Source organism: Chryseobacterium oranimense, from assembly GCF_900129755.1.
GTDB classification, from domain to species: Bacteria; Bacteroidota; Bacteroidia; order Flavobacteriales; family Weeksellaceae; genus Chryseobacterium; species Chryseobacterium oranimense.
Genome location: NZ_FQWT01000003.1, coordinates 180825 through 196395 on the forward strand (window position 1 = coordinate 180825; position 15571 = coordinate 196395).

At 40.0% G+C, this 15571-nt stretch carries 16 protein-coding genes; 9 read left to right on the plus strand and 7 right to left on the minus strand.

Annotation, left to right across the window (positions count from 1 at the left end; translation table 11 throughout):
• Window positions 1–171 precede the first annotated feature (171 nt).
• Window positions 172–1029: an NAD(P)-dependent oxidoreductase gene (locus tag BUB03_RS11405; protein WP_073063180.1), complete on the plus strand. Its 858-nt coding sequence runs from the start codon at window positions 172–174 to the stop codon at window positions 1027–1029.
• A 29-nt stretch (window positions 1030–1058) separates the two neighbouring features.
• Here BUB03_RS11405 and BUB03_RS11410 read toward each other — a convergent pair whose 3' ends face one another.
• The 4 genes from BUB03_RS11410 to BUB03_RS11425 form a co-directional block, all read right to left on the minus strand.
• The gene (locus tag BUB03_RS11410; protein ID WP_073063182.1) at window positions 1059–1928 is read right to left on the minus strand and encodes an EamA family transporter; all 870 of its coding nucleotides are present in this window, start codon (window positions 1926–1928) and stop codon (window positions 1059–1061) included.
• A gap of 223 nt (window positions 1929–2151) precedes the next feature.
• On the minus strand, window positions 2152–2955 hold the full coding sequence (locus BUB03_RS11415; RefSeq protein WP_040995162.1) for a helix-turn-helix domain-containing protein: 804 nt from the start codon (window positions 2953–2955) through the stop codon (window positions 2152–2154).
• 18 nt (window positions 2956–2973) lie between these two features.
• Window positions 2974–3375: a GlcG/HbpS family heme-binding protein gene (locus BUB03_RS11420; RefSeq protein WP_073063184.1), complete on the minus strand. Its 402-nt coding sequence runs from the start codon at window positions 3373–3375 to the stop codon at window positions 2974–2976.
• A gap of 3 nt (window positions 3376–3378) precedes the next feature.
• Window positions 3379–4170, minus strand: coding sequence for an SDR family oxidoreductase (locus tag BUB03_RS11425; RefSeq protein ID WP_073063186.1), 792 nt, complete (start codon window positions 4168–4170; stop codon window positions 3379–3381).
• Window positions 4171–4534: 364 nt separating this feature from the next.
• On the opposite strand from BUB03_RS11425, the gene BUB03_RS11435 reads away from it, so the two are divergent.
• From BUB03_RS11435 to pdeM, 4 genes are all read left to right on the plus strand, one after another.
• Window positions 4535–5557, plus strand: a complete 1023-nt coding sequence (locus BUB03_RS11435) for a ligase-associated DNA damage response exonuclease (protein WP_073063191.1) — start codon at window positions 4535–4537, stop codon at window positions 5555–5557.
• Window positions 5554–7134 (plus strand): ATP-dependent DNA ligase, encoded by a 1581-nt coding sequence (locus tag BUB03_RS11440; protein ID WP_073063193.1) that lies wholly within the window; start codon window positions 5554–5556, stop codon window positions 7132–7134. Before BUB03_RS11435 ends, BUB03_RS11440 begins: the two co-directional genes overlap by 4 nt.
• A 1-nt stretch (window position 7135) precedes the next feature.
• The gene (locus BUB03_RS11445; protein ID WP_139258827.1) at window positions 7136–9583 is read left to right on the plus strand and encodes a ligase-associated DNA damage response DEXH box helicase; all 2448 of its coding nucleotides are present in this window, start codon (window positions 7136–7138) and stop codon (window positions 9581–9583) included.
• Between the two features lie 145 nt (window positions 9584–9728).
• Window positions 9729–10373 carry a ligase-associated DNA damage response endonuclease PdeM gene (gene pdeM / locus BUB03_RS11450; protein WP_073063196.1) on the plus strand — a complete coding sequence of 215 codons (645 nt, stop codon included), beginning with the start codon at window positions 9729–9731 and terminating at the stop codon, window positions 10371–10373.
• An 83-nt stretch (window positions 10374–10456) separates the two neighbouring features.
• Here pdeM and BUB03_RS11455 read toward each other — a convergent pair whose 3' ends face one another.
• On the minus strand, window positions 10457–11671 hold the full coding sequence (locus BUB03_RS11455) for an MFS transporter (protein ID WP_073063198.1): 1215 nt from the start codon (window positions 11669–11671) through the stop codon (window positions 10457–10459).
• Window positions 11672–11818: 147 nt separating this feature from the next.
• Here BUB03_RS11455 and BUB03_RS11460 point away from each other — a divergent pair, with 147 nt between their 5' ends.
• The 4 genes from BUB03_RS11460 to BUB03_RS11475 all read left to right on the plus strand — a co-directional run bounded on the left by BUB03_RS11460 (window position 11819) and on the right by BUB03_RS11475 (window position 13595).
• Window positions 11819–12409 carry a TetR/AcrR family transcriptional regulator gene (locus BUB03_RS11460; protein WP_073063200.1) on the plus strand — a complete coding sequence of 197 codons (591 nt, stop codon included), beginning with the start codon at window positions 11819–11821 and terminating at the stop codon, window positions 12407–12409.
• A 69-nt stretch (window positions 12410–12478) separates the two neighbouring features.
• On the plus strand, window positions 12479–12937 hold the full coding sequence (locus BUB03_RS11465) for a hypothetical protein (protein ID WP_073063203.1): 459 nt from the start codon (window positions 12479–12481) through the stop codon (window positions 12935–12937).
• Window positions 12938–12939: 2 nt separating this feature from the next.
• Window positions 12940–13242, plus strand: coding sequence for a DUF3817 domain-containing protein (locus BUB03_RS11470; protein WP_040995181.1), 303 nt, complete (start codon window positions 12940–12942; stop codon window positions 13240–13242).
• The gene (locus tag BUB03_RS11475; protein ID WP_073063205.1) at window positions 13239–13595 is read left to right on the plus strand and encodes a rhodanese-like domain-containing protein; all 357 of its coding nucleotides are present in this window, start codon (window positions 13239–13241) and stop codon (window positions 13593–13595) included. The genes BUB03_RS11470 and BUB03_RS11475 overlap by 4 nt, the downstream gene beginning before the upstream one ends.
• Window positions 13596–13663: 68 nt before the next feature.
• Here BUB03_RS11475 and BUB03_RS11480 read toward each other — a convergent pair whose 3' ends face one another.
• Window positions 13664–14620: a nitrilase family protein gene (locus BUB03_RS11480; RefSeq protein WP_073063756.1), complete on the minus strand. Its 957-nt coding sequence runs from the start codon at window positions 14618–14620 to the stop codon at window positions 13664–13666.
• Window positions 14621–14679: 59 nt separating this feature from the next.
• Complete coding sequence (locus tag BUB03_RS11485) at window positions 14680–15483, minus strand: AraC family transcriptional regulator (protein ID WP_073063208.1); 804 nt, start codon at window positions 15481–15483, stop codon at window positions 14680–14682.
• Between the last annotated feature and the right edge of the window lie 88 nt (window positions 15484–15571).

The following is a 15571-nucleotide window of genomic DNA, read 5'->3' on the forward strand; positions in this document are numbered from 1 at the left end:
TTCCGGGTTTTAAAAGTTAATCAACAAAAAATATGGTAAAAATACAGTCTGGTTTTGGTCGGTTTTTTGATGCAAATAGAGCGGACTTACATTATGAAATTACTTTTTTGGTGTAACTAATTTATATTCCGGTTTAAAAGCCATTGTTTAATCAAAATAAAAAAATAAAGCATGCAGAAAGAGAAAATAGGATTTATCGGGTTGGGAAATATGGGGCATCCTATGGCAAAAAATCTTGAAAAAGCAGGATTCCCGCTTTCAGTGTACAACAGATCATCTGAAAAAACTAAAGATTTTAAGGAAAAATCAACCGTTTATACCCAGATTTCTGATCTGGTAAAGAACAGCAGCATTATATTCACGATGCTTACCGATGACCATGCCGCCAAAGCAGTTTACGAAGATATCCTTAAATCGGATATTGCGGGAAAACTTTTTATAGATATGAGCACCATCTCTCCACAGGCCACGGCAGAGCTAAGTGGAGCCGTTAAGATAAAGGAAGCAGCTTTCATCGATGCACCGGTAGCCGGAAGTACCGTTCCTGCTGCAGAAGGAACGCTGATCATTATGGCAGGTGGTGAAGAAAAAGACCTTTCACGGGCCATGCCATATCTTGAAAAGCTTGGAAAAGCAGTGAAACATTTAGGGGAAAACGGAAAAGGAATTGCAGGGAAGCTTTCCATCAATTATTTCCTGTCTGCGATCTACCAGGGATTGGCGGAAACCATTCTGTTTGCAGATCAATTGGGAATCGACCGTACAGCCATGCTGGAAATCATTAATGAAAGTGCCAGCGGAAGTGGCGCTACCAAAGTAAAAACACCCATGCTGATCAAAAACCAATATGAGCCTGCTTTTGCTCTGGATCTCATGCTGAAGGACATTCTGCTTGCTCAGGATGCAGGTGCGGATTTTCCTTTATCCAAAGTATTGAGTGAAACCTATCAATCTGCACACGATGAAGGTTTTGGTAAGGATGATGTGATCGGGATTATTAATTATTTGAAAAATCAGCCTGAAAAATGATACCATGATACACCTTTTTATGCAGAAGCTTATTCTTTACTTTGAACAATTTCATTCTGAGCCGTTGCTTTACTGAAAACAGTTGTTCCTATACTGGCCACAATGACGCAACCAATTGAAATCCATTGTAAAAAACTCAGTTCTTCCGCCAGAAACACCCAACCCGAAAGAGCTGCAAATGCAGGTTCCAGGCTCATCAGAATACTGAAGGTCTTTGCGGGAAGTCTTTTCAATGCCATTATTTCCAGTGAAAACGGCAACGCACTAGACAAAATAGCCACTCCTAAACCTTTTACAAAAATAGAAGGCGTAAGATTGAATACAGCTCCGTCCCATATGGTAAAAGGGATGATAACAAGACTTGCGAATACCATTCCGGTGGTAACCGCATCTTTTCCATCCATAATTTTAGCCACTTTTCCACCCATGACGATGTATACCGCCCAAAACATTCCTGCAAGAAAAGCCAATCCAAGTCCAACCAGATCAACATGATCGCTCTGCCACGGAACAATGAGTAATATCCCAATACAGGCCAGCAATGCCCATACTACGTCCAGCAATTTCCGGGATAAAGCAATGGCCAAAAATAAAGGCCCCGCAAATTCTACCGTAACCGCCAGCCCCAACGGGATCCTTTGAATAGCCATGTAGAAAACGAGATTCATCGCTGCCAGACCAATCCCATACATTGCACAGTACTTCCATTTTTGTGCGGTGAATTGCAAAAATTTCGGACGGTTAATCAAAATGAGCAACACAGCAGAAAGCCCGATCCTCAAACTAACGGTCCCAATAGGGCCTATCAGAGGAAAGAGCTGTTTGGCAATGGAAGCACCTCCCTGTACACATATAATCGCTAAAAGTGTTGCTGAAATTGCCAGGTTTGAATTTTTCATTTCTAAATTTAGTATTCGTCAACAACCTATAAAATGAATTTCAGGATTAAACGAATTTTATTCTATAAGTTATAAACCAGAATTATCATCTAAGATAGTTACCCCAAATATATTAAAACTTTGCTTTTCCGGACACTTGCAATGATCGGTTATCATTTTAAGCATGTTATCAAATAAAAAGAGCAGCGGTAAGCTGCTCCTTTTTTATAGATCTGTGTTTTTATTAAACTTTGCTGGTCGTTAAACCAAACTTTTGTTTAAATGAATAATAGAAATGAGACAGGTTTTCAAATCCCAGTTCAAGATAAATATCAGACGGCTTTTTATTCCTATGCCGGATCTGGTAATACGCTTCTTCCAGTCTTTTTTCTTTAAGCCATTGTTTAGGCGTCATGTTGAAAGCTTTATTAAAATCACGCTTAAAACCCGAAAGGCTGCGGCCTGTAAGCCTGGCAAACGTTTCCACCGGCACATTGAATTTGAAATTCTTATTCATAAACTCCTTAAGATCGATCTTATGCGGTTCTGAAAAATCAAAAAGCAGGTTTTTAAAATCAGGATTAGCTTGCAGAATCAGCTCTATTGCCTCTTTAACCTTTAAAACTGCCAGCCTGGAAGTTGCTGTTTTTGTTTTATCAATATACGGAAGCAGTGAAGTAAAATATCCGCTGAAAAATTCATCAGACTCAAAAAAAAGTCTTTCATTATCTGGAAATCTTTCGGATGGCATCATTTTATATTCTGCTGCATACTGCCGGAGCGTTTCCTGGTCGAGAGTTATGGACAGAAACTGGTACTTTTTATTCTTTGAAGGATGTTTTACCGTTCGGATCAGTTGATTTTTTCTGACAAGTACTACTGTATTTTCCTTTATAACAGTTTTGCCTTTGTCATGAAACGCATGCGTTTCACCGGACAGCTGATAGCCCAGAAAATGATCGGGAATAAATTCCTCGTGCCCCCTGTACATTTCAAACGAACAGGAATAGACCAGTTTATCAAATATGATTTCCGAAGTTTTTTCCATACTGCAAATATCTGAAATTTAAGCCATAACAGCAGCACCTGCCTTTGCAATCTCTTTATCCTGTTCGGGAGTTCCACCGGAAGATGCAATTGCCCCTATGATCTTTCCTTCAGCATCTTTGATGACTACTCCGCCTGCAATAGTAAGAAGTCCCTCATTGGAATTCAGCATGCCGTATCCATGAATATCTGCTCCGGAAATGATTGTCCCCATTATATCACTGTCGACACCGAACATTACTGCCGTTTTTGCTTTCTTAACTGCAAAATCGATAACCCCGTAAACACTGTCCAGTCTTGCCATCGTCACAAGATGTCCTCCTGCATCCACAACGGCAATACTTACAGGAATATTGATGGATTTTGCTTTTTCTGTGGCTGCCTGAAGCGCTTTTGCAGCCTGATTATACGTTATACTCATTGTTTAACTTTTTGCAGTCCATGCATCGGCCTGTAATTGTTTTACAAAATCTTCCGTTTCTTTAGGGTGTACATTCCTGAAATTAGAATTGTCATCCAGCGCTACATTCACAATCACCTCTGCCATAGACTGCGGATCCAGCTGGTGGGCAAGAGAATCGGCTGCCCCGTCAAAAGCAGATTCCGGAGTAAAGTTCACTTCAGGATCATACCATCTGAAAATGGAGTCTACTCCCCTGTCATTAAATCCTGTTCCAAAAACGCCCGGATTACACGTTGCAATTTTGATGTTGAACGGTGCCAGCTCAGTTTTTAACCCCTCTGCAATAGCTTCCATAGCATGCTTTGAGGCGCAATAGGCTGCTACATACGGAACCGTCCATAATCCTCCCATTGAAGTCGTGAACACAATCTTTCCTGGCTTTTTTTGTTCAATGAATTTTTTAACAAAGCCTTGTGCCAGCTGCAATCCGCCAAAAACATTCACATCGAACATAGAACGGATAAGCTCCAGTGGCTGCTCGGCAATAGGACCTCCTTCCATAATACCGGCATTGCTGATCAGAATATCAATATCATATTTTTTAAGGATATAATTGATGTCCTGTGAATTCGTTACATCCAGTTTATCAACCGTAAGATCTATTCCCTGTTCGCCTGCTTCCCGGATTAAATCACTCATCTGTGGATACACCTGTGCTGTTGCGATCACTTTGTGGCCTTTTTTAGCCAGATCAAATGCGGCTATTTTTCCGAAACCGCTTGCTGCGCCTGTAATTAAAATTGTTTTGCTCATTTTGTTTTCTTTATTGTTACAGGACAAAGTTCATAGATTTCAGAAGGATATTTGTTGCTGAAAAGTTCAATGTTTTATTGCTGGAAGGCTCTGTATAAAACAGGTTTATATGGCGAAGCACCTCAGGCTTAACAATATTGTTTAAAACATTAAAATGTATGATAAAAACAGAATTTAAAGCTCGTTGAGAGATTCTCATTGAGAATAGGTAGATGAAACACAAAATAAATTGATTTTAAAATTTTAATTTCAAACTCTTTATTATTTTCATAGAAAATGTACAATTGGTTAGATTTTTGAAGGCTAAAACATAACCAAACTTCTATAAAATGTAACGTTTTATAGAAAATCAAAATATTTTCCATTGAAACTGATAACATTTACAAAAAAAGGCATTTACTGTCCTCAGGGAAAATTTTATATTGATCCATGGAGACCTGTAGATCTGGCAGTGATTACACACGGCCATGCCGACCATGCCCGTTGGGGAATGAAGAAATATCTCTGCCATCATTATACAAAACCCATTCTTTACCAGAGAATCGGCCCGGATATCGAATGCCAGGGTGTTGAATACGGTGAAATCATAATTATGAACGGAGTAAAGGTTTCGCTGCATCCTGCGGGACATATCATTGGCTCAGCCCAGATAAGGTTAGAATATAAAGGATATGTTACCGTTATTTCCGGCGATTATAAAGTGCAGGAAGACGGTTTGAGTAGTCCTTTTGAACTGGTGAAATGCAATGAATTCGTTACTGAAAGTACTTTCGGACTTCCTATTTACAACTGGCTGGAAGTTGCGGATCTCAATAAAAAACTTCAGACCTGGGTCCTTAAAAATCAGGAAAATGCAAAAACATCTGTATTTATAGGATATTCTTTAGGCAAAGCCCAGCGTATTATGAAGGCGGTGGAAGGTTTGGGTAAAATTTATGTTCATTATTCCATCGGAAAGCTCAATGAAGCTTTTGAATCCGTAGGAATTGATCTTCCGGACTATAAAATTGCCGATTTCAAGGAGAATCCAAAAGAAGTCCGCCATGAAATAGTCATCGTTCCGCCGGCACTTTTAGACAGCAATATCATCAGGAAAATTCCGGATGCAGCGACAGCAATCTGCTCCGGCTGGATGCAGGTACGCGGGGCAAGAAGATGGCGGAGTGCTGATGCAGGATTTGCGATGAGCGATCATGCCGACTGGAAAGGCCTGCTGCAGGCTATAAAGGCTACAGAAGCTGAAATGGTACACGTTACCCATGGTCAGACTGAGATTTTTTCTAAATATTTGAATGAAATTGGTATTAAAGCAGATGTGGTGCAGACTCAGTTCGGGGAAGACGAGGAAGAAGCTGAAAAAGAAATTATTGAAAATCCTGAGCCATGAAACATTTTGCTGATTTGATCAATGCTTTGGAAACCACCAATAAAACCAATGCTAAAATAGATGCCATTATTGATTATCTGGAACGCGCCCCGGATGAAGATAAAGTTTGGTTTATTGCCCTGTTTACAGGAAAAAGACCTAAAAGGAATGTGAATACCAATTACATGAAAGAATGGGCGCTGGAAATCGCGCAGCTGCCCTTCTGGCTGTTTCAGGAGAGTTATTCTTCGGTAGGAGATCTCGGGGAAACCATTTCGTTGATCCTTCCGCCTCCTTCAGAAAAAATTGACCGTACCCTTTCCCAATGGATGATGGATATTGTTAATTTAAAAGACAAATCGGAAACCGAAAAAAAAGAATTTGTCCTGAAATCCTGGAACGGCCTGGACTACACTGAACGTCTTTTATTTAATAAATTACTGGGAGGAAGTTTCCGCATAGGCGTATCCGATAAAACACTCATCAACGCACTGACCAGATTTTCATCCCAGGAATCCAGCACGCTGATGCACAGCCTGATGGGAAAATGGATGCCCGGCGAAGTAACATTTCAGGAACTGATTTCGGCAGAAAACGTTAATCCCGATAATTCGAAGCCTTATCCTTTCTGCCTGGCTTATCCGCTGGAAAAAGAACTCGAAGAACTGGGAAATCCCGAAGACTGGCAGACGGAATACAAATGGGACGGAATCCGTGGACAGATTATCCGGAGAAACGATGAAGTCTTTATATGGTCAAGGGGTGAAGAACTCATCACAGACCAGTTTCCGGAAATAAAAGAGACCGTGCAGGCCATGAAAGGAAACTTTGTCTTAGATGGAGAAATACTTGCGGTAAAGGATTCTAATGTTTTAAATTTTAATGAATTACAAAAAAGATTAAACAGGAAAACTTTAACCAAAAAAATGCTGGCAGATATTCCGATTGAAGTTTTTGTTTATGACTTACTGGAACTTGAAGGAACAGATCTCCGTGAAAAATCAATGGCAGCCAGACGGGCCATGCTTGAAGAATTACTGCTGAATGAAGCTCCTCAAAACATTAAGCTTTCTCAGGTTATTAATTTTGAAAAATGGGATGACCTCAATACAATAAGAGAAGCATCAAGAGACATTAACAGCGAAGGCTTAATGCTGAAACAGAAAAACTCCATCTACCACTCCGGCAGGAAAAAAGGCGACTGGTGGAAGTGGAAAGTAAATCCTTTGACGATTGATGCTGTTTTAATTTATGCGCAGAAAGGAAGCGGAAGAAGAAGTGCCTATTATACAGACTATACATTCGCCGTAAAAAATGGTGATAGTCTTGTTACCATTGCAAAAGCCTATTCCGGACTTACCGATAAAGAAATCATGGAAGTCAGTAAGTTTGTCAATAAGAACGCCATTGAAAAGTTCGGACCTGTCCGTACGGTAAAAGCTGAGCTGGTCTTTGAAATAGCCTTTGAAGGCATAGGGTTCAGCAGCAGGCATAAAAGTGGCGTTGCCTTAAGGTTTCCAAGAATTGTAAGGTGGCGGAAAGATAAAACTGTAGCCGAAATAGATGATCTGGAAGAAATAAAAAAACTGATCCAATAATTTGAAAGCATTTGAAAATACAGACGGGTTTAAGGTCATTCAGCAATGGATGGCTGATAAAGGCATTTCCCCTTTTAAATTCCAGGTAGATACATGGCAGAAATTCGGGAACGGATACAGCGGGATGGTCATTGCACCAACCGGGTTTGGAAAAACATTTTCTGTTTTCCTGGCTTTGATTTCAGATTTCATGAATCATCCTGAAAACTACAAAAAAGGGCTGAAAATGATCTGGATCACTCCCCTGCGCTCTTTATCCAAAGACATTGCCAAAGCCATGCAGGAAGCTATGGATGAAATTGGCTTAGATTGGACGGTTGGTGTACGAAACGGGGATACAGATCCGAAAGTCAGACAGCAGCAGGTCCGTAATATGCCGGAAATTCTGGTCGTTACTCCCGAAAGTCTGCATCTGCTCTTAGGACAGAAAAATCATGACCGCTTCTTTCAAAACCTGAAATGCATCGCAGTTGATGAATGGCATGAATTGCTGGGTTCAAAGCGTGGAGTTATGGTTGAGCTGGCTATTTCACAATTGAGAAAATACGTTCCGAAAATGAAAATTTGGGGCATCACAGCAACCATTGGAAACCTGGATGAGGCAATGGATGTCCTGATTCCCTACGACATTAAAAAAACAAAAATAACGGCTAAAGAACATAAAAAAATAGATATTCTTCCGGTTATTCCCGATGAGCTCGAAATACTTCCCTGGGCCGGGCATTTGGGTGCCAAATTAGCCGATAAAATAGTCCCTATCATCCTCGATTCCAAATCCACTATTGTTTTCACCAATACACGAAGCCAGAGTGAAATGTGGTACCAGCTCCTGTTGGATGCTTATCCTGATTTTGCAGGCCAGATTGCCATTCATCACAGCTCTATTGATGCCCATCTCCGGATCTGGATCGAAGAAAATTTAAGTGCCGGAAAACTCAAAGCTGTTGTATCAACCTCCTCGTTAGATCTTGGAATCGATTTTAAACCTGTAGATACCGTTATTCAGATCGGATCGGCAAAAGGGGTCGCCAGATTTCTTCAGCGCGCAGGACGAAGCGGACACTCTCCTTTTGAGACCTCTAAAATTTATTGTGTCCCGACCCATTCTCTCGAGCTGATCGAAGTAGCAGCACTCAAGGAAGCTGTAAAACAGAAAGTGATAGAACCCCGGGAACCCCAGGTTTTATGCTTTGATGTATTGGTGCAGTTTCTGATGACTTTAGCTGTGGGAGACGGCTTTTACCCTGAAGAAACATTTGAAAGGATTAAAAAAGTATTCGCTTTTCAGGAAATGACCGGTGAAGAATGGAAAAGTATCCTTGATTTCCTCACCATTGGCGGAAGTGTTTTAAAGAGCTATGAAGAATTTCATAAGATCGTCATTATGGAAGATGGTCTTTATAAAGTAACCTCCAGGAAAATCGCCATGCTTCACCGCATGAATATGGGAGTTATTGTAAGCGATGCCATGCTGAAAGTAAAATTTATCTCCGGCGGCTATATCGGAATGGTAGAAGAATATTTTATTTCAAAATTGAAAAAAGAAGAAAAATTCATTCTGGCAGGAAGAACACTTGAAGTAGCGATGATCAAAGATATGACCGTGTATGTCCGGGCAGCAAAAGGAAAAGCAATGGCGCCAAGCTATCTGGGCGGACGACTTCCTTTAAGTTCAAATTTAGGACATTTTTTAAGAGAAAAACTTTCCCATGCCTTAAATCCTAAAGCTTCAGAAAAAGAACTCAAATTTTTACATCCCTTATTAGCCAGCCAGGAAAAAAATTCCCATATCCCCAAAGATGATGAATTTCTTGTAGAGCTGATCAAAAACCGTGAAGGCTATCATCTTTTCATGTATCCGTTTGAAGGACGCCTCGTACATGAAGTAATGGCTGCGCTGATTGCCTATCGTGTCTCAAAACTGGCTCCTATTTCCTTTTCCATGGCGATGAACGACTATGGTTTCGAACTGTTCAGTGATAAGGAAATCCCCTTAAACGAAGAGAATCTGGATAAAATCCTGACCCGTGAAAACCTGATGAATGATGTGATAGCCAGCATCAATTCCGCAGAAATGGCACGGAGGAAATTCCGGGATATTGCAGTAATCTCAGGAATGGTCATCCAGAATTATGCAGGAAAACAGCGCTCCAATAAATCCCTTCAAAGCTCTGCAGGCCTTATTTTTAAAGTATTGGAAGATTATGATCCCAATCATTTCCTTGTAAGACAGGCGTATACCGAAGTTTTCAATATGCAGCTTCAGGAACAGCGTCTCGTGGAAGCATTCAGAAGAATAGAAAAATCAAAAATCATTTTAAAATATTCCCATACCTTTACACCCCTGAGTTTTCCGATCAAGGTAGACAGCTTAAGGCAAACCCTTTCAAGTGAAAGCCTGGATACAAGAATCAGGAAAATGGTAGAACAGGCGAGGAAAAACGGCTGAGAAATTAATTTTCAGCTTTCAAACTCAAAGTATTTCCGTCCAACCTTTCTCGATCCCGTTCCACTTCCCTGAAGGGGTGGATTTTTGCAAAGCAAAAAGACGGAGTAGTTAAAACAGATAAAATAAAAAAGCTATACTAGAAAAATTGAATATTGCCACTAAAAATATCACTCTTAACAGCGAAATTTTCACCTTAACCAATCAGCGGGCAGCTTTTTGGAAAAAAGAAAAGGCCTTGATTTTATCCGATCTTCATATTGGAAAAACCGCCCATTTCCGGAAAAACGGAATTGCACTGGCCAATCATATCATGAAAAGTGACCTGGAAAGGCTTTCGGTACTTATTGAATATTTTCAGCCGGAAAAATTTATTGTAGTTGGAGATCTGCTTCATGCAGGGGATAATTCTGATGTGGATGAATTCTGCAGCTGGAGAAATCAGTATCCGGACCTCCAGTTCTGCCTTATTAAAGGGAATCATGACCGTTTATCAGCAGCATTGGAAAAAAAACTGTGCCTGAATTTTAAATCTGAATCTCTCACCATTGATGGTTTTACTTTTGTACATGATTTTGATAAAAACCTTACCGAATTCCAGATCACAGGCCATATTCATCCCGGTGTTGTCCTGAATTCGGCGGTAAAAAGTATCAGACTGCCGTGTTTTGTTCAGACCAAAGATCAGCTGCTGCTTCCTGCCTTCAGTGAATTTACAGGTCTGGATACTAAAAATATTCCTAAAGGTGGAAAATTCTATGTTTTTACAGATTCCGAGATTCACGAAATATAAGCCGTATCGGCTTTTAAGTTTAAAATAAATAAGGACTGCCCGGTAAAAGGCAGCCCTTACAATATACCAAAGGTGAAAACTTTTTAATTTTTACTTAAACGGATGCTGTATAAGGTAATCAGTACGGTCGCCAAAAGGAACAAAGCCCCGATCCACGGTGTACTAGCCAGTCCTAATGAAGATGTTACCACAATTCCGCCGGTATAGGATCCTACAGCAATTCCTATATTGAACGCGGCAATGTTGATTCCTGACGCCACATCTTCAGTTCCCGGAAGCTCTTTTTCAGCAATCTGTACCACCAGAAGCTGAAGCCCCGGCACACTGGCAAAAGACAGGCCTCCCAAAAGGAATAAGGTAATAATGCTTAAAACCTGATCGCCGGCTGTGAAATAAAAGGCAAGCAATACCATTCCCTGTGCTGCAAACATCCACAGAAGTGCTTTTAGAGGATTTTTATTGGCTGTTTTTCCACCCAGAAGATTTCCTAAAGCAATGGCGATTCCGTAAATAAGCAGAATAAATGTTACTGTAGATTCCCGGAATCCTGTGATCTGCTGTAAGATCGGTGACAGGTAGGTAAATACGACAAATGTTCCCCCATACCCCATTGCTGTCATTAAAAATGCGAAAATCATACGTCTGTTTGCAAATACTTTGGGAAGACTTTTTAAAGAAGCGGTCTGATCACTTTTAAGATTTTTGGGAACCAAAAGCATACTGGCCAGCAATCCTATGATTCCAAGGATGGAAACACCGATAAAAGTAGCCCTCCAGCCAAAATGCTGCCCTATAAAAGTTCCCAGGGGAACTCCCGTTACAATGGCCAGGGTAAGCCCTGCAAACATAATGGAGATAGCCGTTGCCCTTTTCTCTTCAGAAACCAGCGATGCTGCAATAGTAGAACCAATGGAAAAGTAAACTCCATGTGCAAACCCGGTCAGGATTCTGGCCATGACCAGGGTAATAAATCCCGGAGCAACAGATGCCAGTCCGTTTCCTATAACAAACAGGATCATGATTGAAATTAAAAGTGCTTTGCGGGGTATTTTTCCTGTCAGTGCCGTCAGTATCGGAGCTCCTATAGCAACCCCGATGGCATAAAGGCTTACCAGAAGTCCTGCTGATGGAATACTGATTCCCAGATCTCCGGCCACCGTAGGAAGAAGTCCTACGATCACAAATTCTGTAGTTCCTATTCCAAATGCGCTTATCGTTAATGCCCATAATGCTGCCGGAAGTCCTTTGCTCTTTACAACAGGATTTATATTCATCTGTATTTCTTTTTGATTATTCATTACGTTGTAATTTTGTTGAATTGACTATGCAAAGTTCCGATGAATAATTGTATTATAAAAATTATTTAAATTCTAGCATATCATCAGAATAATAATAGTTATGTTTTTTAAAATTTCCGTTCCTTTGCAGTAAGCCAGCATATCCTAATGAAAAAATCAGAAGCAACCCGATTGAATATTCTTCAGAAAGCCTTTGAACTCATCTATGTAAAAGGGTATCAAACCACGAGCGTTGATGAGATCATTGCCACTACACAGGTAACCAAAGGAGCTTTTTACTACCATTTTAAAACAAAAGATGAAATGGGACTGGCTATTATAAACGAACTTCTGATCAACAATTTCAAAAGCACTTTCATTGAACCCCTGAAAAATAGTGATCACCCTTTGGAAAGCATTTATCAGCTGATGTACGGAATTTTAATGGAAAACGATTTCCTAAAGGTTGAATACGGCTGCCCGGCTTCTAATTTCACCCAGGAAATGGCTCCCTGGAATATAGAATTCACAAAAGCATTGAACAACCTTTCTGCGCAGTGGGAAAATGCAATCATCCAATGTATTGAAACCGGTAAGAAAAATGGGTCCATAAAAACAGATACTGATGCAAAAGAAATTGCTGTTTTTGTGATATCCGGCTATTGGGGAGTAAGAAATCTGGGAAAACTGGAAAACTCAAAATCAGTGTATCTTATTTATTTGAAAGGACTTAAAGCTTATCTTAACTGCTTTCAATAATTTTTTTACCAAAAAACATACTAATTAGTATGTTTTTGTTATATCTTTGGAATGTCCTAAAAAGTCATCATGTATCAGACGCTTACATTCCTGCATTCCCTCTTCCGTTGGATAGTTTTACTAAGTCTTATTTACTCCGTATGGATTGCTTTCAGAGGGTATTATCTTCATAAGATATTTTCAGGAAAGGATGATCTGGTCCGTCACTGGACAGCAACTATTGCCCATATCCAATTGGTTGTAGGAATTATTCTCTATTCAAAAAGTCCGGTTGTAAAGTACTTCTGGAAAAATTTCAATGAGGCTAAAGGCTCTTTGGATATTCTTTTTTTTGGTGTTATCCATATTGCTCTTATGCTCACTGCCATTGTGCTCATCACTGTAGGCTCCGCTTTAGCAAAAAGAAAAGAAACGGATCGGGAAAAATTCAGAACAATGCTGATCTGGTATATCCTTGCTCTGGTGGTTATTTTTATAGCGATCCCATGGCCGTTCTCTCCTTTTGCCAACAGACCTTTTTTAAGATAATTATGATACATTTATTAAAAACAAAAACCGGACGCCTGAGAATTCTGGCCATTCTGGAAGGAATATCCCTGCTGATCCTTGTATTCATTGCTGTACCCATGAAATACTGGCTCGGAAATCCTTCTTTTGTGAAGCTAATGGGGCCGGTCCATGGAAGCCTGTTCCTTCTTTTCCTGTTTAATACTTTAAGCGTTGGTGTCGAACAGCATTGGAAATTCCGCGAGACCACCTGGAAAGTGATCCTGGCATGCTTTATTCCTTTCGGAACCTTTTACATTGACTATAAAATCCTGAGCAAGTTATGAGAAATCTACTGATTTTTGGTGGAATTATTCTTACGATCTATATCATTTACAGGGTCTACAGATACCAGACATTGGATGAAGGGCTTGATGCATTAATCCGAAAAGGAGCAATTATTCTGGACGTAAGAACAGAAAAAGAATTTAAAACGGGTCATATTGAAGGTTCTGTTAATATCTCTTTGGGAACTATCCGGGAAAGGTATACCGAACTTAGCCGGGATAGAACTTATATCACGGTATGTTCTCATGGTTTACGGAGCGTAAAGGCTGAAAAGATCTTAAAGGAAAGAGGCTTTAAGCATGTGCACAATGGTGGTGCCTGGAGTGATCTTCAGGAAATCATTGATAAATAGTTTTATAAAACCTCCCGCAGGTTTCAATTTTTTTTTCTCGGTAAATCTGCGGGAAGTTTCAAACTTTTCTATTGTTTATCTTCCTTCATCCACACTACTTTCTGCTCCGGATGATGGGGCATTCCAATAATATCTCTGTACAATTCTGGTCTTCTTGCCTTAATATACCTACTTCCACCGGCCTGATGCAACTTTTCCGGGAAAATGGTAATGGTTTCAGAACTGTCATTGAACGAACGGCATTCCGCAATAATATCCCCGAAAGGATCAATGATCATCGAGCAGCCATTTTTCAGCTGATCATCATCCATGCCAATAGGATTTGAGAAGACTACATAAATTCCATTGTCATAAGCTCTTGCAGGCAGCCATTTAATCAGCCAGTCCCTTCCTTTCATTCCGTCAAATTCAAGGCGGAGCGAGGTAGGATCGGCTTCCCTGTTCTTCCATAATTCCGGATCTATGAAGCCTGCTCCCGGCCTGGTGGAAGGTGTACACATGGTAACATGCGGCATGAAAATAAGATCTGCCCCTAAAAGTTTTGTAGCCCTTACATTTTCAATGATATTATTGTCGTAGCAGATAAGAATGCCACATTTCCACCCGTGAATGTCAAAAACGCAGTATTGGTTTCCGGGAGTCAGATGGGGATTAATAAAAGGATGAAGCTTTCTGTATTTGGCTTTCAGTCCGGTTCCATCAACGCAAACATAAGCTTTGAAGATATGATCATTTTCATCTTTTTCGAAGAGCCCTGCCAATATTGTAATGTTATGTTCTGCAGCGATCTGCTGTAATTTTGTTATGCTTTCGCCTTCAGGTATAAATTCGGCAATATCCAGAAGCTGTTCTTTGGAAAGGTTTCTGGCAAAAGTATATCCGGTAACCGAACATTCATGAAAGGCAATGACTTGTGAGCCCTTAGCTGCTGCCTCTGCCGATAGTTTTTCTATTACTGAAAGATTGTATGCTTTGTCACCGCTTTTATTTTCAAACTGTGCAGTAGAAATTTTGAGATTGTCCATCTTTTTTTTCTGCAAAGCTATCATTCAGGATCACCTGAAGATTGTAAAAAACCGACATTTCAGCGCAACTGGATAAAATTGACTGCCAGTTTTTCTGTTTTTAAATATTGATTGGGAGTGAGACCTGTACTGCTTTTAAAATCTTTAATCAGATGAGACTGGTCACTGTAGCCTGATTCGTAAGAAAGTCTGGCCGTACTTTCATTTTCGGCATTTTCCTTCATAAGCATAAGATTGATGAAATGATGAAGACGGATGATATTTCCGTATTTCTTCGGGGTAATGCCAATATAATCTTTGAATTTCCTCTCAAGATGCCGCTCAGAATATCCGGTAAACAACTCCAGTTCTTTTGAGGAAACGATGCCTTTATTTTTAAGCATAAATGTTTGTACAGCCCTGATCAGCTGATCATCGGAATTGATTTTCCCGGATATGAATCTTGTAAAAAAATGATTAAGCTTAATAATAATAGACTCTGGATCCGTTCCGGCCAGGAGATCTTCCTGAAAAGACAAAAGTTCATTTTTCAGAACATTTTCAGCTGAAATGATCTGGTTTTCCAGCTCTTTTGCAGAAATATTGAGAAGAGCCTTAAAAAAATATGGCTGAAAAACAACTGCAATCATTGAAAACGGACCTTCAGTTGTAAAATCTTTGTATCCCGCAGGATGTCCGTAAAAAAATGAAGAAGGAACCTGATCATTTGAAACTGCTGCATAAAGATTCCGGCTGCCGGATAAAATAAGCCCGGTACTGCCATCTGTAAACAGCCTTAAATTTTTACGCTCATATTCCGAATGTTCCAGAAAAATGTAATGCCGGATATAGGAAGATAAATGCTTAGGCGGTTTGATTTGCATTCTGTAAAGTTACACAGAATATTATATCTGCATTTTAGAAGCTGAAAGAAAAAAATTAATCAATGGTACCACATTAAAATAATGTTTG

What these genes read in the sequence shown, in the direction of transcription:
- BUB03_RS11405 (WP_073063180.1), top strand. Translation starts at nt 172, where the DNA reads ATGCAGAAAGAGAAAATAGGATTTATCGGGTTGGGAAATATGGGGCAT.
- BUB03_RS11410 (WP_073063182.1), bottom strand. Translation starts at nt 1,928, where the DNA reads ATGAAAAATTCAAACCTGGCAATTTCAGCAACACTTTTAGCGATTATA.
- BUB03_RS11415 (WP_040995162.1), bottom strand. Translation starts at nt 2,955, where the DNA reads ATGGAAAAAACTTCGGAAATCATATTTGATAAACTGGTCTATTCCTGT.
- BUB03_RS11420 (WP_073063184.1), bottom strand. Translation starts at nt 3,375, where the DNA reads ATGAGTATAACGTATAATCAGGCTGCAAAAGCGCTTCAGGCAGCCACA.
- BUB03_RS11425 (WP_073063186.1), bottom strand. Translation starts at nt 4,170, where the DNA reads ATGAGCAAAACAATTTTAATTACAGGCGCAGCAAGCGGTTTCGGAAAA.
- BUB03_RS11440 (WP_073063193.1), top strand. Translation starts at nt 5,554, where the DNA reads ATGAAACATTTTGCTGATTTGATCAATGCTTTGGAAACCACCAATAAA.
- BUB03_RS11455 (WP_073063198.1), bottom strand. Translation starts at nt 11,671, where the DNA reads ATGAATAATCAAAAAGAAATACAGATGAATATAAATCCTGTTGTAAAG.
- BUB03_RS11460 (WP_073063200.1), top strand. Translation starts at nt 11,819, where the DNA reads ATGAAAAAATCAGAAGCAACCCGATTGAATATTCTTCAGAAAGCCTTT.
- BUB03_RS11465 (WP_073063203.1), top strand. Translation starts at nt 12,479, where the DNA reads ATGTATCAGACGCTTACATTCCTGCATTCCCTCTTCCGTTGGATAGTT.
- BUB03_RS11470 (WP_040995181.1), top strand. Translation starts at nt 12,940, where the DNA reads ATGATACATTTATTAAAAACAAAAACCGGACGCCTGAGAATTCTGGCC.
- BUB03_RS11475 (WP_073063205.1), top strand. Translation starts at nt 13,239, where the DNA reads ATGAGAAATCTACTGATTTTTGGTGGAATTATTCTTACGATCTATATC.
- BUB03_RS11480 (WP_073063756.1), bottom strand. Translation starts at nt 14,620, where the DNA reads ATGGACAATCTCAAAATTTCTACTGCACAGTTTGAAAATAAAAGCGGT.
- BUB03_RS11485 (WP_073063208.1), bottom strand. Translation starts at nt 15,483, where the DNA reads ATGCAAATCAAACCGCCTAAGCATTTATCTTCCTATATCCGGCATTAC.